Source organism: Neobacillus drentensis (genome assembly GCF_036965645.1).
GTDB classification, from domain to species: Bacteria; Bacillota; Bacilli; order Bacillales; family Cytobacillaceae; genus Neobacillus; species Neobacillus drentensis_D.
The window spans coordinates 47548-62433 of the sequence record NZ_JBALPZ010000143.1 but is presented as its reverse complement, the minus strand read 5'-3'; the positions used below and the strand labels follow the sequence as shown (position 1 = coordinate 62433).

Here is a 14886-nt window from a genome sequence, read left to right as displayed (position 1 = left end):
TTACCTCTCTCCCTTAGTTAAAGGCAGACTCCTATTTTTTCATTTAATACTCCCTTTTGATCGTCATAAATCACCCTGCCCCGCAGCATCGTCTTCTTAACCTTAGTTGAAAATACCCTGTTCTCATAAGGGGAATAGGTATTTCGGAATCCAAACGACTTTTTCTCGGCAACAGTCGTTTCATCTAAACAAATCAATACTAAATCAGCATCTAATCCTGGACTAATTCTTCCTTTTCTACCGGATATCCCAAAGCGGTCTGCGACATTGGATGTTCCTAACGGTAAAATCTGTTTAAGAGGCACACCACGCTTCAAGGCCTCATCGGCCATTGCCAGCCACGTAAATTGAACTCCTTGGATACCACCCCAAGCATCCCAAATCGAATCAGTTTCCTTCATGGAATAAAGACATGGAGAATGGTCCGACCCAATCGTATCAATCACCCCGTCGGCCAAGCATTCCCATAGTCCCTCAACCTCTTGACGCTTTCTTAATGGAGGCGCACATTTTAGGAGTGCACCCTCCCGAAGAAAATCCTCTTCATCAAAAATTAAATAATGAGGACACGTCTCAACTGTTACGTTCACACCGCTTTTTTTAGCCTCCTCAATTAGACGAACGACCTTTGGTGAACTGATATGAACAAAATGAAGAGCTGTACCATATTTCGCGGCAAGCTCTAATGCATAGTTTACGGCCTTCTCCTCTGCCGAGATCGGTCTGCTCGCCAAATAAGCACTGCGTTCATTCAGCCAAGGATGCTGTTTATTAAAAGCTGTCAGTCTAGCAATATCCTTTTCCCATTCCGCGTGGAGGGCGAGTATTTTTCCATGCTCTTTTGCCGCTTGCATCGCTTGTTTCAATTCTTTGGGAGACACGTATTGAAAGTCTTCGATCCCACTCTCACTCATAAATGACTTCCAGGCAATCACTCCTTCACTCATTTGGGCTAATTCCTGTCTATTCTTTAGGTTCGTACCAGTCATCCCGCCCCAGAGAGCATAATCGATATGAGATAATGAGGTTAAATACTCTCGTTTATCTTCTAAATTTTTCAAGCTAATTGTAGATGGTGAACAATTCAGCGGCATATCAAAGATTGTCGTCGTTCCACCCATTGCGGCGGCACGGCTTCCTGTTTCAATTCCTTCCCAATCCGTTCTGCCTGGATCATTAAAATGAACATGGGCATCAATAAACCCTGGAACCACTAGGCAGCCACTGGCATCAATAATGTTTTCCGCCGTCTCCAAAATTGGACCTGCTTCACTCTCAACCAGTGAGACAATTTTCTCGTCCCTAATTTTAATGGTTACCTCACGAAAGCCTTCTTCAGTAAAGACAAAGCCATTCTTTACTAATAGATCTTTTGTCCTTTTTTCCTCCTTAACTACTTCAGTTAGTACTTTAGCCATCAGATCTATCACTCCTTGATGTTAGTAACCTGGTTTTTTCTTAGGCTTGAAATCGCCTTTTCCACTGCACGAATAATTCCGCCATATCCTGTACAACGGCATAAATTTCCTGAGAGTGCCTCTTGTATTTGTTGGTTAGTCGGACTGGGGGTTGAATCTAGTAATGCCTTAACAGCCATAATCATCCCTGGCGTACAATAGCCGCATTGAAATCCGCCTTCTTCTAAGAACGCCTTTTGGATGGGATGAAGCTCCTCTTCCATCAATCCCTCGATGGTAATAATAGAAGCATGGTTTGCCTGGTAAGCCATAACCAAACATGAGTTAACCAATTGACCATCCATCTGAACAGCACAGGCACCACAGCGGCCAATTTCACAAGATATTTTTGTACCTGTTAACCCTAAGTCTTCTCGTAAAATATCCAACAGCCTTGCTGCTGGTGCTGTCTCTAACTGATGGTGCACATCATTTACGGTAAGCGTAAGCTCCATTTTATGGCTGGGTGCCGGTTGTTCTAAATTTTGGATGATCCTTTTCATATCCATACTTTCTCTCTCCTAAACGATAGATTGTAATAAGAATTCAGGAGATACAGGTAATTTGTTCACCCAGCTTCCTGTTGCATCAAAAATGGCCCGAACAATTGCCGGTGCAACAGCAACCGTCCCGATTTCCCCTACCCCTCTTGGTCCAAATCGGTCGCCTTCCACTAATTTTTCAATCGCTTCGACATTCGTCTTATAGGGAACATCGCAAATGGTCGGAATAATATAGCTATCAAAGTTATCAGTTAAATAGATTCCTTTTTCCATGACGGCCTCCTCCATTAAGGTATAGCCTAAGGACATTACACCTCCGCCTTCTATTTGACCAAGATAACCCAAAGAGCTGACAATAGGACCAGCTGCAACTGCCTGGTCGATGGCATTTACCTTTACCCGTCCTGTTAACAGATCAACTTCCACGAGGGCCAAAACAGCCGCAAACGCATAAAGATAATGGCTTCCGCCAACTGTTGCATCGGGACTTGTCGGAAAGTTAAATGACGTATGAACATTGATCGGACGACCGCTTGGCATTCGTTCCGCAAGCTCCATAAATGTAATACAAGGGTTCGAAGTTTTCCCTTCTTCCTTCATCCAGATACCGCCCGGCCCCATTCGGAGCTGTTCAGCAGATATCCCAGTCATTAGCTGTGATAGATCTAGAATTTGGACTCGAAAAGAATCCTTCATTTTTTGCAGTGCCTGCCACACCATGCTTGTCGACCTGGAAGCAGTCGATGAACCGCTGACAGGTACCAATGCAGTATCTCCTATGACAATCTTAATATCTTTTTCTGTACACTCGAATTCTTCCATTAGTAAGGTTTCAATCACGGCCAAAAGACCTTGACCACACTCTTCAAAACCAAAGGCGGCTTCAATTTTCCCTTCCTTTGTAAAAGAAAGGCGGCCGCCGGCAGGATCATTCCGGTCCATTCCAAGTCCACCTCCATGCATCGTGAGAGCAATACCTATCCCTCTCGCCTTCCATTTATCGCACGGCCCCTCCTTCCACTCTTTTGCCTTTTCAGCCTGGGAAAGCTTTATCGCTTGAAGGACTTCCAATGCACCATTCGTCGGAACTATTTTTTGCCCGAGTGGTCCGGGGTCCTCCGCTTTCCTTAAATTTTTTAAACGGAATAAGACTGGATCCATATTCAACTTATTGGCAAGCCGGTCCATTTGGCCCTCTAAAGCGAACGTGATCTGGTTCCCGCCAAAGCCTCGGAATTCACCAGCTACGCCATTATTGGTAAAAACAGATAATCCCTCGATTTCGATATGAGGGATTATATAAGGACCTGGCGCATGCTCTACGGCAAAGTCTAAAACGGCTGGACCTAAAGTGGCATATGCTCCAGTATCAGCGATAATTTTCACCTTGTGAGCAATAATATTCCCCGCTTGATCCACTCCCGTTTTCATCGTAATGTTCATTGGATGGCGTTTAATGCCCGCTCTTACGGATTCCTGTCTGCTATTATGAATCTTCACAGGACAGTTTGTCGCGAGGGCAAGCAATGCCCCATATGGCTGTATATTTAATTCATCCTTCCCGCCAAAGGAACCACCCATAGGGCTAGAAACCACACGAATATCCGCTTCCGACATTCCCAAGATTCTTGCCAATTGAAACCGGTCCTTAAAACCATGCTGTGTCCCCACATAAACAGTTAATTTCCCATCTGGTTCTGGGACAATTACGCCGCCCTCGGTTTCCATATAGGCATGCATTTGCCTTGGCAGCTCGTAGGTTTCCTCGACAACAATAGCGCAATCTTGAAAAGCGGTATCTACATCTCCTTGTATGAAATGGGGATGATGAAGAACGTTTCCTCCTGGATGAAGCAGTGGAGCATCCGGCTGGAGGGCTTTTTCAGGACTATCCACTACTGGGAGCTTTTTGTAATGCACCCGAATTAAGCGCAGGGCCTGCTCAGCAATTTCCTCTGTATCTGCCGCGACTGCTGCAAGAGCATCCCCGACATAGCGGACTCGATCCTCACAAAGAACCGGCTGGTCCGGAAAAATAAGGCCAAAACCGTTCAAACCAGGGACGTCCTTATAAGTGACAACAGCCCTTACCCCAGGAAGCTGCTCTGCTTCCCCAACCGAAATAGATCCAATCTCGGCGTGAGGCTCTTCACTTCTTAAAATTTTTCCATACAGCATGTTAGGAAAGGTTAAGTCTGTAAGGTATTTCATTCTGCCGGTCACTTTTTCAGGACCATCAGGACGTACCCTTTTTTTCGGCTCTGAAAGGTCAGTTTGTAATGCCATAAGATCCCTCCATTTAACCAGCAATACTAGCAAGCCTTGAAACCATCATATTTGCCGCAGCTGTTTTTTTGTATTCCGCTGTAGTAAACGCATCGGTTGAAGCTGTGAATTCCTCTTTTATTTTTTGAAAAAGATTTCTTAAGAGTTCATGGGATAAAATGGAGCCCTCTGCTAATCTTTCGCACTCGGCTAATCTTTGAGGGGGCGTTGTACTACCTCCTGCAGCAAGGCGGATGTCCTTAATCTCCTTTTGGTCAGTGAGCTGACAACGGCCGGAGATTGTTACAATACTTGGGGTAAATGCTTCTCTGTAGCCAAGCTTTCTATAAAAACAACTTTCTCCGTTAAGCTCTTTATCGTCAGGAACAAAAATGGCGGTAATAATTTCACCTTCTGATTGACCTAGACAATCTGATAATCTTTTTAGTTTTGTTTTACCGTCATCATAAAAGGATAAGGTGGCATCGAGCGCCAAAAGGGCAGGAATTAAATCCCCAAATCCTCCCGCAATATTGCCGCCAAGTGTGGCACGATTTCGAACAGCCGGAGCTGCTACATTTTTTAAAGCCTCTACTAATAAGGGGATATTCTTTAGGAGGGAAGGATGATCCTTACATGCAGTTAGTTTGGTTAAGGCGCCAATCCGGGTACCAGCCTCTCCGTTGAAACGGACTTTCTCACAGCCCTGCATTTCCTTAATTTTTTCCAAACTGATTAAATGATGGGGACAATCCATACCTTTTTGCCACTGAGTCTGCATGAGTGTTCCTCCCGCGATAAAGCGAGCCTCCTCACCTAACTGTTGCTTTAGTTCCCAGGCTGCCTCCAGATCATCCGGAATCCAGACCCACGGTGAATTCAACCTGGCTGCTCCCTGCCTACTCATCACTCCGATCAGCTCCCTTCAATTGAAACATCTGTTCTTTCCTTCCAGCCCGCTTGGTCTGAATTAATTCTGCTACTATGCTAACAGCAATCTCCTCTGGACCTTCCGCCCCAATTGACAGTCCAACTGGGCTTTTAATCTCTGTCTGAATTTCTCTCCCATCAAGCAAGCGCTGTGTCCTTGCTTTTGATCCAAGCACACCGAGATATCTTAACTTTCGATCTTTTAAAAGATGCAGCAGTTCTCGATCACTTTGGAAATGATGGGTAAGAATAATAACGGAATCTAGACTGGATAATGTCAGCCTTTGCATCACTTCACTTGGAAAACCAACGATTAATTGATCTGCGTCTGGAAAAAACTCTTCCTTACATAATCCCGGCCGCCAATCAGATACAAATACCGAAAAGCCTGCTTGTGAGGCATTTTTAACTAGTGGAACGGCATCTCTTCCAGCTCCAAAGACAATTAAACGAGGCTTTGGTTCGTAGCAGTGGATGTAAATTTCCGCTGATAATTCGGGTGAAAAAGTAATTCCGCTTTTTGGTATTTTTTGATGGATATCATTTACGAGTCTTTTTATTTGCAGGGGTACTCTTCCATGCCATTTCCCAAATAGCTGCTGATTATCTGTGATAAACAAATAATCAGAGACCGAGCTGTCTTTTGCTAATTTTTTTATAACTGTGACTCGGTTCCCGCTGTCAAGGTGAAACTTTAATTTACAAAGTTGTTCACGAAGACAGGCATCAATCGGTTCCAAGAGAACACTGACGACACTGTTGCAGCCTGCCCCCTGCCCCCATGACAGATCGTCTTCATCCCTTAAATCATAAACAACGGTTTTTGTATTTCTTTGGTCTATGACTTCTTGAACTTGAAAAGACAGATCCGTCTCAAGGCAGCCGGCGCTTAGAAGACCTATTTGCGTTCCATCCCCTCGAAACAGCATGGAAGTCCCCTCTTTTCGGTAAGCTGATCCTTCTACCTGAATAATTGTAGCAAGGACACCATCATTAGCAGACCCGGCAATCGCGTCTAGAATCTCATGTATCCCGTCCATACAAGACCCCCTTAAATTTATTTATTCTTAGACCTCCTAAAAACAACCATGTTCTATCTTTCTATAATTTGGGCTCAGTTGGATAGGTGAGAATATGTAACTAAGGATAATGTTAAAGTTTCTATCATCAGCTTTTCACTAATAATATCCAAAAGGGGAGATAGCTTCTACATTGACGTCATATAATCTAACATAGAAAATTTTCTTGTTTCTGCATGGCACTTATTTACAGCAATAAAAAGGCTGTTCCTTTCATCTTTAACGATGGACATTTTGAAAAAGTCTGTGAGAAACCCTGACAACAAAAAAGAAAATATGCGTGTGTTATAGAATAATATATCTCAAGTTTATGAGGGAAAATCTTACTTTCCTGGCATACAACTTTAATGACAAATGTTTAATACAGTGACGATAGGAGAGATTGTGATGTCAGCTGATAAATTTATGGTGGAAGCCATAGATGAGGCTTTAACCAATGTGATAGCCAGTCATGGCGGACCATTTGGAGCCATAGTAGTAAAAGATGGGAAAATTATTGGCAGAGGCCGTAATGAAGTCACAGCCCTAAACGATCCTACAGCCCATGCTGAGGTTCAGGCCATCCGTGAGGCCTGCAATAATCTTAGAAGCTTTCAGCTGGATGACTGTGAAATCTATACCAGCTGCGAACCTTGCCCCATGTGCATTGGCGCCATCTATTGGGCGCGCCCGAAAGCCGTTTATTATGCCTGTACTAAAGAGGACGCAGCCAAAATCGGCTTCGATGATCAATTTATTTATGACCAGCTAGCATTACCCTTTGAAGCGCGAAAAATTCCTATGAAACAAATTTTCCCTGCTAATGGCGACCTTCCGTTTAGAACATGGGAAAAATCACAAAATAAGGTGGAATACTAATCTGACAAATAGAGGATGTTGAAGATGGAGAGAAATCAATTAGAAAAAAGAATCTCTGTGGCCTCTGGAAAAGAACCTGCGGATACCGTCATTAAGAACGGGAAAATTGTTGATGTCTTTAACGGGGAAATAATGGAAGCTGATATTGCTATCGCTGATGGATATTTTGCAGGGATTGGAAAGTACAGTGGAAAAAAAATCATTGATGCAAAAGGATGTTATATTTCTCCTGCTTTCATTGATGGCCATGTTCATATCGAATCCTCTACGGTAACTGCAAGGGAATTTGCCAAAGTCCTTCTCCTGCATGGAGTTACCTCCGTGATAGCGGATCCCCATGAAATTGCGAATGTTTCAGGGGTGACTGGCATTCAATATATGCTGAATTCCACTGAGAACCTTCCCTTTGACTTTTACTTTATGCTTCCCTCCTGTGTGCCGGCAACAGCCTTTGAACATGCCGGTGCCATTCTTACAGCAGAGGATTTAAAGCCTTTTTATCAGCATCCGCGTGTATTGGGTTTAGCGGAAGTAATGAACTCCCCTGCTGTGGTTAATGCGGATACAGACATGATCAGCAAACTATCTGATGCTAAGCACTTGGGGAAAAAAATCGATGGCCATGCTGCGGGTTTAAAGGGTAATGATTTAAATGTTTATATGTCCGCTGGCATTCGAACCGATCACGAGAGTACGACTATCGATGAAGCAAGAGACCGGCTTCGCAGGGGAATGTATCTGATGATTCGTGAAGGCACAGTTGCTAAAGACTTGAATCAGTTAATTCCTGTCGTCAATGAGCGTAATGCCCGCCGCTGTCTATTTGTGACAGATGATAAGCACCTGGATGACCTTGTACACGAAGGTAGTATTGATCATAATGTTAGGCAGGCTATTGCCGCTGGTCTCCCACCTTTAACAGCTATTCAAATGGCGTCCATTAATGCTGCTGAATGTTTTGGTCTAGATGACAGAGGAGCCATTGCCCCTGGATACAAAGCTGATTTTATCCTTTTTGAGAATTTGGAAACGATCCAAATAACCGATGTCTATAAAGATGGGCTGGCTGTTGTCAAAGATGGCCTGCTAATCGCTGATCTAGGGAATGCAAATACTTCTATATCTGCATCCATAAAAGATTCTGTCCGCTTTCATGAGTTAGAAGAGGATAGTTTTCAGATCCTTTTGAAGGATACGAAGGCGAATATTATTGAAATTATTCCTAACAGTCTAGTAACGATTCATCGAATTGAAGATGTGGATATATGTGAACTTGGCTTATTCCAACCATCTATAAAAGCTGATCAGTTAAAGTTAGCTGTCATTGAGCGCCATCATCTGACAGGTGCCATTGGCTTGGGGATTGTGAAAGGATTGGGCCTAAAATCTGGGGCGATCGCTACCACTATCGCCCATGATTCTCACAACCTTATCATTGCGGGCACTAATAATTACGATATGGTTGTTGCCGCTAACGCAATCAAAAAAATGCATGGTGGAATGGTCGTCGTTAATCAAGGGGAAGTAATGGCCTCATTAGAGCTGTCTATTGCGGGATTAATGTCTGATCTCCCTTATCAAGAAGTGTACAGTCAATTAAATGAGATCAATCTGGCTCTTCGCACGTTAGGAGCGAACGAACAATTTAATCCATTCTTAACGCTTTCCTTTTTATCACTCCCGGTGATTCCGGAGTTAAAGCTGACGGATCAAGGCTTATTTCAGGTCTCAACATTTAAGCATATCAGCAATGATGCATAGTAAAAAGCCAGTTCTTTCAAACTGGCTTTTTTAACATCTATAAAGCAATCGATTTCTGATTATTGACTTCCCTTTTACTATAATAACGTTCAACAAAATGACCATTTAACGAAGCCAGGATTTGCTGAAATAGCATTGCAACCACAACCGGCACGGCAACTGCTGCTGGAAAAAAGGAGATCGCTAATACTGCACCAGCACTAATATTTCTCATCCCTCCAGTAAATGTCAGTGTAATCACCGTACTCTGTCCCCTTTTCATCAATCGGCCTGCAAAGAAGGAAAACAAATAACCAGTTAAAGCAATGAAAAAGACAACAACTATAATACTAATCAGCTTGAGGTCAATATGTTTCAAATAAGGGGCAACGACCGACCCGTTCAACATCACAACAATGCCTAAACAAATCTTTGAAAAAGGAGCAAGGCTTGGCCCTATTTGCTCTTTCACTTTCCCTTTCGTCAGCTGGTTCAAAGTCATCCCGATTAATGACGGGATCACCACCATTCCCAACATGCCCTTCATAATACTAATCGTATCCATCTCAACTTTTTGACCAATAAATAAGGACAGGGTCAAGGGAACAATAATCGGAGATAATAACGTATCAATTAATATAATCGATAACACCAAGGGAATATTCCCTTTATAAATAGAAACCCAAATGAAACTTGTAACACCCGTTGGAATAACCATGCCAAGAACAAGTCCTGTAATCGTGAATACATCTCCTGAAAAAACAACATGGCCGACCCCCCAGGCCCATAGCGGCATAAGGACGTGTAAAATTAACATTGCTAGAAAAATAGGAAACGGATGGACAATCACATCTTTTAAGGAGCGGAAATTGGAACTCAAACTGCCCTCAAAGGTCATAAAAGCAAAAATCCATGGAACTAAATAAGAAAAATCCTTTATATAAGTGCTTAAGAGAACGCCCAATATGACACTAACTGGAGTGATGAGCGGCATGATTTTGACAAGTCGTTTATTTAAACTTTGCAGCATGTAAATCTCTCCTCCCTATCAAAGAATACCACAAATTCTATGCAGGGATTTAAAAACTTCGTTAATCGAAAAAATAAAATTCTTAATGCCTTGGAGCCCAAAGGATCACCGAAACACCAATCAGACAAATGATCGCACCAATCCAATCGTATAAATCAGGAGTCTTTTTATCTATTCCCCATCCCCAAAGTAAAGCGAGAATAATAAACACTCCCCCGTATGCAGCATACACCCTTCCAAAGGAGGGGAATTTTTGTAACGTGGGAATCACACCATATACAACTAATATAATGCCTCCTAGGATTCCATACCACCAGGGCTTGTCCTCACGAAGCCACTGCCAAATCAAATATCCCCCGCCTATTTCGGCTAGTCCAGCAAGAATAAATAAAATAATGGCTTGATTAATGTTAATCACTCTCCTCATAACTGACCTCATCATTCCATTTTAGTTCATACTTCATTTAAATGAAAACAGGAGAATATAAACCTGTTTCTGCTCATCCTGCCCACTTGGAACAAAAGCCCCCCATTTTTCATACCGTATATTGTCTTGTTTTTTATTATGGAAGGAGAGACACCATGTACTACAACCCTTATCAATATCCGGTTGTTCCTCCCATGCCGGTATACCCGACATATACCGTTAACTATCCAATCCCTCGTATGTATCCCCCAGTCAACACGAAAGTCTTTGAAGGGTCGGTCAAATCGTTTCGGCTGTTAATGGCACAAGGAAGTATCCTGTTAGACCGGTTAGGAAATGCAGCATTCGCACAGAAAGTCATGAGTGCAGCACAGCAAGGAAAAAATGCTGAAGTCGATCAATTAATTAAAACGATCGGTCTAAAAGTCCCTGTTATAACGAAATTTACACCGACCGGCGTAAACTTCACCCTAACCACGCAAACTACTCAGCAGCAGCCAATGAACTGCTGCACCTTAACAGTTGCCCTGAAGTGGGGGCAATAAACCGATACATTTTCCAGACCACCAGCTGACTCCTCAATTAATGGAGTCAGCCATTTTTTTCTTAACGTCTTATCCAAGCCCAAATCGAATATGGTAAAAGTGACCTCTCGAGTTTTCCCCACTATTTTTATTGGGGAGTTGGGTGTACAATGAAAGTTATGTTTTAATAAGTTAATAGAAGCAAAGGAGTATAAAGATTTGGAAGAAAAATCTTATAAATATCAAGAACAATCCCTATTTAGTATTACTTGGCCGCTTTTTATTGAACTCTCCTTGCATATGGGAATCGGCATTATCGCCACCTTCATGCTCGGTCATTATTCGGATTCAGCGGCAGCAGGTGTAGGGGTAGCCAATCAGCTATTAAATATATTTATTCTCGTCTTTAACGTCACTTCAATTGGAGGAACGGTCTTAATCAGCCAAAAACTCGGTGCCGGCCGCTTAAAGGACGCTAGACAGTTAGGGCGCACGGTATTTGGACTGAACGTTTGGTTCGGCATCTTTGTGGCATTCATCGTTTTCTTCTTCGGTGAACAGCTTTTACAACTATTCGATATCCATGGAAAAGTATATGACTACGGACTCACCTTCCTTCGTATTTGCGGCATCTCACTCTTTTTTGAATCAATCTCGCTTGCATTAAGTGCTATCTTACGGAGCCATGGCTATACAAAAGAATCAATGTTCGTAACAATGATGATGGATTTTATCAGTATAGGCGGAAATATCCTTGCCATAACAGGTATTTTCGGATTACCGATTACCGGTGTTACAGGGGTGGCCTGGGCCATTGTGGCGGCGCGTGCCTTTGCCGTTTGTGCTTTAATTTATCTCGTATATAACCGGCTGGCATTAAGGCTGGAATTAAAAGATGTTTTGACTGCTAAAAAAGAAGATATCAAAGGGCTGCTGGCGATTGGCATCCCGTCAGCAGGCGAGAATCTTTCCTATCAGTTCTCACAGCTGATTATTACTAGCTTTGTAGTCTCTATGGGTACTGCTTCCCTCGCAGCACGTGTATATGTATTAAATATAAACTATATTTGTTTTCTTTTTACAGTGGCAATTGCCCAAGGTACGCAGCTGTTAGTGGCCAGGTACATTGGCGGCAGACAATTTGACCGGGCTTTAAAGCGCGGCATTCAGACCTTAAAAATTGCCATGGCTGCCTCGACGTTAACATCGTTGATAATCGCTTTGATTGGATCGCCGATTTTAGAGACTTTTACAAAAAATCCTGAAATCATCGCTGTTGGCTTGCCAGTCTTATGGGCCATTGTTTTTGTAGAACCCGGCAGGGCAATGAATATTGTTTTGATGAATTCACTTAAATCGGCTGGTGATGTTCGATTCCCAGTGATCATTGGTGTCTTATCGATGTGGGGAATTGCCGTATCTCTCAGCTACCTGCTTGGAGTACACTATGAACTAGGGTTATTAGGTGTGTGGCTTGCACAGGGTGCAGATGAATGGCTGCGCGGCTGTTTTGCTTTAAAACGCTGGTTAATGAAACCATGGGAGCGCCGCAAATTGGCAAAGGCAGAAATTTCTATATAAAAAAGTGGCAGTCAGTTAATAAAACTGGCTGCCACTTTTTTTATTTAAAAGATATTTCTCCATTTGACTGGCGGGTATTGGCTTACTAAAAAGGTAGCCCTGGCCAATTTTGCATCGATTATCTTTTAAAAAATAAAGCTGTTCCTCTGTCTCGATTCCTTCGGCAATGACTGTAAAATTCATATTTAAGCCCATATCAATAATGGTTTTTACCATAATCCCTTGGTTGGAATGGGATGTGATGTCATCAACAAAGGATTTATCAATCTTGATTTTATCAATCGGTAAATGCTTCAGATAACTTAATGATGAATAGCCTGTTCCAAAATCGTCGATGGAGATTAAAATCCCCCGTTCTTTTAACTGATTTAGGATAATCGTGGAATTCTCCAAGTTTTGCATAATACTTTCCGTGATCTCTAGCTCCAATTGATACCCTTGTAAATCTGTCTGTTCTAAAACTTTTCCGGTATACTTAAAAAATAAGTCATCTTCAAATTGGCGCACTGAAACATTGACAGCAATCGGAACTTGGTCGGATAGGCCAACATTCTTCCATAATTTTCGCTGCCGGCAGGCCTCCGCCAGCACCCACTTCCCGATTGGAACAATTAAACCTGTCTCTTCTGCGAGTGGAATGAAATCGGCAGGAGAGATAATTCCTCGGTCAGGATGCTCCCAGCGAATTAATGCTTCGATTCCAACTAACTCCCCTGTAGACAAGGATAATTGCGGCTGATAGTGAAGGATAAACTGATGATTTTCAAGGGCCTTTCTCAAGCCATTTTCAAGCTCCATTTTTCGAACGGAAATACCGTCCAGACTGGATGAATAGAACTGAAAATTGTTTTTCCCTCTTTCCTTTGCTTGATACATTGCTGTATCTGCATTCTTGATTAAAGTTTCCTCGTCCAAACCGTCTGTTGGATAAAGACTAATGCCAATACTTGGGGTAACAAAGAATTCTTGGTGATTCACGACCAATGGCTTGGTAAACTCCATCAGAATCCGCTGGGCAGCTTCTACTGCTTTTATTTTATTAACATTTTCTAATAAAATAATAAACTCGTCTCCGCCCTGTCTTGATACGAATCCATCTTTTTCAACTACCAGCTTTAACCGATCCGCAACCTCCTTGAGAATCAGATCCCCAACTGTATGACCCTTGGTGTCATTAATAATTTTAAATCTATCTAAATCAATGAATAAAACAGCCAATATCTTATTGTTTTCTAAATGATTCAATACTGCGTTAAGATGCTGCCGGAATCGGTTTCGATTCGGTAATCCAGTTAATGTATCGTGGTACGCCATATTTTTAATCGTTTCTTCCGTTCGTTTTCGCTCCGTAATATCTCTTCCAACTACCTGGACCGCATATCTGCCTTCATAATAGATAGGGGCAGATGCCAATTCAACATAGATCGTATCTCCTGTTAATCGTTTAACCTGACATTCGAGTCTTACTTGTTGGCTATGCAATTTTGCCCCCTTCATTTTAAAGGCTTCCACAATTTCTTCAGGTACAAATTCCAATGGTGACTTACCAATCAATTCTATGGGGTGCTTTGCTCCAACCAGTCTGCATCCTGCTTCGTTTATATATTCAATCGTATTTTGACTAACAACTGCAATGATATCTGGAGACATTTCCACCAGACTGCGATAGCGGTCCTCACTTTCTTTGCGGTCAGTTATGTCAAATAAAACACTATTAAAGTCAACAAAGTCTCCCTTTTCGTCAAGGGTTGGAAAACCTCTGTCCTGAATCCAGCGGATCTCACCATCGGGCCGAATAATCCGATATTCACTCGTGACGGTCTCGCCTCTTGCTAACCTTTTCGACCTATCAGTCAAAAGATAGACATCCTCTGGGTGAATCACCTTTTTCCAAAGATCCATATCTTTATAAAAATCTTTATAGGAGTACCCATAAAGTTTTTCAATTCCGGGAGTAATTAATAAGGTTCCCGCTTTTAAATCATGAGACCAGATCGCCACATCCAAAGTATCGAATATGTTTTTTAACTTTTGTTTGTTTTGAGCGGATTCTTCATCTTTTCCCCGTAACTCCTTAAAGGTTACATACATAAGTGGTAACGTTCCAATAAGCGTAATCATAGCTGCCAACTTAACAAACGGCACGGATGGGAAAAATATGGTGATTGAAATTTCCGATAGCATGATAAAGAAGAATAGACTATAAAAAATCTTTAATTGTAGTTGTCTGTTTGTCTTTGGCACTGCCATTTAATTTCTCCCTTGTTCCAATCATTTGACTCGTGAATGATTCTTATATGTTTATCATTAAAATAACAAAAATCGTCATAATTAACAATCGTCGCTTCTTCCTAAACGTAAGCGGATTCATTATTACTTCTGGCAGCTTCCATGTCTATTTTTAAGCATAAGATTCTCTCGTTCAATAGTTTGCCATAACATTTCGAACAAACTTTGAACTAATAACTATAGCCATGTTTTTAAAGTGATAA

12 protein-coding genes are annotated in these 14886 nt (G+C 42.2%); 4 read left to right on the top strand and 8 right to left on the bottom strand.

What is annotated here, in order from left to right; translation table 11 throughout:
* Positions 1–17: 17 nt before the first annotated feature.
* Genes allB through V7266_RS24295 form a run of 5 tightly spaced genes read right to left on the bottom strand, consistent with a single transcriptional unit; the run spans position 18 to position 6195 of the window.
* Positions 18–1418 carry an allantoinase AllB gene (allB, locus tag V7266_RS24315; protein WP_335471718.1) on the bottom strand — a complete coding sequence of 467 codons (1401 nt, stop codon included), beginning with the start codon at positions 1416–1418 and terminating at the stop codon, positions 18–20.
* Positions 1419–1426: 8 nt separating this feature from the next.
* Positions 1427–1966 carry a (2Fe-2S)-binding protein gene (locus V7266_RS24310; protein WP_335471716.1) on the bottom strand — a complete coding sequence of 180 codons (540 nt, stop codon included), beginning with the start codon at positions 1964–1966 and terminating at the stop codon, positions 1427–1429.
* 12 nt (positions 1967–1978) lie between these two features.
* Positions 1979–4246 carry a xanthine dehydrogenase subunit D gene (pucD, locus tag V7266_RS24305; protein WP_335471714.1) on the bottom strand — a complete coding sequence of 756 codons (2268 nt, stop codon included), beginning with the start codon at positions 4244–4246 and terminating at the stop codon, positions 1979–1981.
* A 13-nt stretch (positions 4247–4259) separates the two neighbouring features.
* Positions 4260–5132: an FAD binding domain-containing protein gene (locus V7266_RS24300; RefSeq protein ID WP_335471742.1), complete on the bottom strand. Its 873-nt coding sequence runs from the start codon at positions 5130–5132 to the stop codon at positions 4260–4262.
* The gene (locus tag V7266_RS24295; protein WP_335471712.1) at positions 5125–6195 is read right to left on the bottom strand and encodes an XdhC family protein; all 1071 of its coding nucleotides are present in this window, start codon (positions 6193–6195) and stop codon (positions 5125–5127) included. Before V7266_RS24295 ends, V7266_RS24300 begins: the two co-directional genes overlap by 8 nt.
* 426 nt (positions 6196–6621) lie before the next feature.
* On the opposite strand from V7266_RS24295, the gene V7266_RS24290 reads away from it, so the two are divergent.
* Both V7266_RS24290 and ade read left to right on the top strand, forming a co-directional pair.
* Entirely contained in the window at positions 6622–7092 is a 471-nt protein-coding gene (locus tag V7266_RS24290) for a nucleoside deaminase (protein ID WP_335471710.1), read from the top strand.
* A gap of 18 nt (positions 7093–7110) precedes the next feature.
* The gene (gene ade, locus V7266_RS24285; protein ID WP_420491495.1) at positions 7111–8853 is read left to right on the top strand and encodes an adenine deaminase; all 1743 of its coding nucleotides are present in this window, start codon (positions 7111–7113) and stop codon (positions 8851–8853) included.
* 37 nt (positions 8854–8890) lie between these two features.
* On the opposite strand, the gene V7266_RS24280 is transcribed toward ade, so the two are convergent.
* The gene (locus tag V7266_RS24280; protein WP_335471708.1) at positions 8891–9862 is read right to left on the bottom strand and encodes a bile acid:sodium symporter family protein; all 972 of its coding nucleotides are present in this window, start codon (positions 9860–9862) and stop codon (positions 8891–8893) included.
* A gap of 82 nt (positions 9863–9944) precedes the next feature.
* The gene (locus tag V7266_RS24275) at positions 9945–10289 is read right to left on the bottom strand and encodes a YnfA family protein (RefSeq protein ID WP_335471706.1); all 345 of its coding nucleotides are present in this window, start codon (positions 10287–10289) and stop codon (positions 9945–9947) included.
* A gap of 155 nt (positions 10290–10444) precedes the next feature.
* Here V7266_RS24275 and V7266_RS24270 point away from each other — a divergent pair, with 155 nt between their 5' ends.
* On the top strand, positions 10445–10834 hold the full coding sequence (locus tag V7266_RS24270) for a hypothetical protein (protein WP_335471705.1): 390 nt from the start codon (positions 10445–10447) through the stop codon (positions 10832–10834).
* 198 nt (positions 10835–11032) lie between these two features.
* A complete protein-coding gene (locus V7266_RS24265) occupies positions 11033–12394 on the top strand; it encodes an MATE family efflux transporter (RefSeq protein ID WP_335471703.1) in 1362 nt (453 codons plus the stop codon).
* Between the two features lie 15 nt (positions 12395–12409).
* Here V7266_RS24265 and V7266_RS24260 read toward each other — a convergent pair whose 3' ends face one another.
* Positions 12410–14644, bottom strand: coding sequence for a sensor domain-containing protein (locus tag V7266_RS24260; protein WP_335471702.1), 2235 nt, complete (start codon positions 14642–14644; stop codon positions 12410–12412).
* Positions 14645–14886 lie beyond the last annotated feature (242 nt).

Coding starts and splice junctions, on each gene's coding strand:
- V7266_RS24300 (WP_335471742.1), bottom strand. CDS start 5,132: ATGAGTAGGCAGGGAGCAGCCAGGTTGAATTCACCGTGGGTCTGGATT.
- V7266_RS24260 (WP_335471702.1), bottom strand. CDS start 14,644: ATGGCAGTGCCAAAGACAAACAGACAACTACAATTAAAGATTTTTTAT.
- pucD (WP_335471714.1), bottom strand. CDS start 4,246: ATGGCATTACAAACTGACCTTTCAGAGCCGAAAAAAAGGGTACGTCCT.
- V7266_RS24295 (WP_335471712.1), bottom strand. CDS start 6,195: ATGGACGGGATACATGAGATTCTAGACGCGATTGCCGGGTCTGCTAAT.
- V7266_RS24280 (WP_335471708.1), bottom strand. CDS start 9,862: ATGCTGCAAAGTTTAAATAAACGACTTGTCAAAATCATGCCGCTCATC.
- allB (WP_335471718.1), bottom strand. CDS start 1,418: ATGGCTAAAGTACTAACTGAAGTAGTTAAGGAGGAAAAAAGGACAAAA.
- V7266_RS24270 (WP_335471705.1), top strand. CDS start 10,445: ATGTACTACAACCCTTATCAATATCCGGTTGTTCCTCCCATGCCGGTA.
- V7266_RS24310 (WP_335471716.1), bottom strand. CDS start 1,966: ATGGATATGAAAAGGATCATCCAAAATTTAGAACAACCGGCACCCAGC.
- V7266_RS24275 (WP_335471706.1), bottom strand. CDS start 10,289: ATGAGGAGAGTGATTAACATTAATCAAGCCATTATTTTATTTATTCTT.
- V7266_RS24290 (WP_335471710.1), top strand. CDS start 6,622: ATGTCAGCTGATAAATTTATGGTGGAAGCCATAGATGAGGCTTTAACC.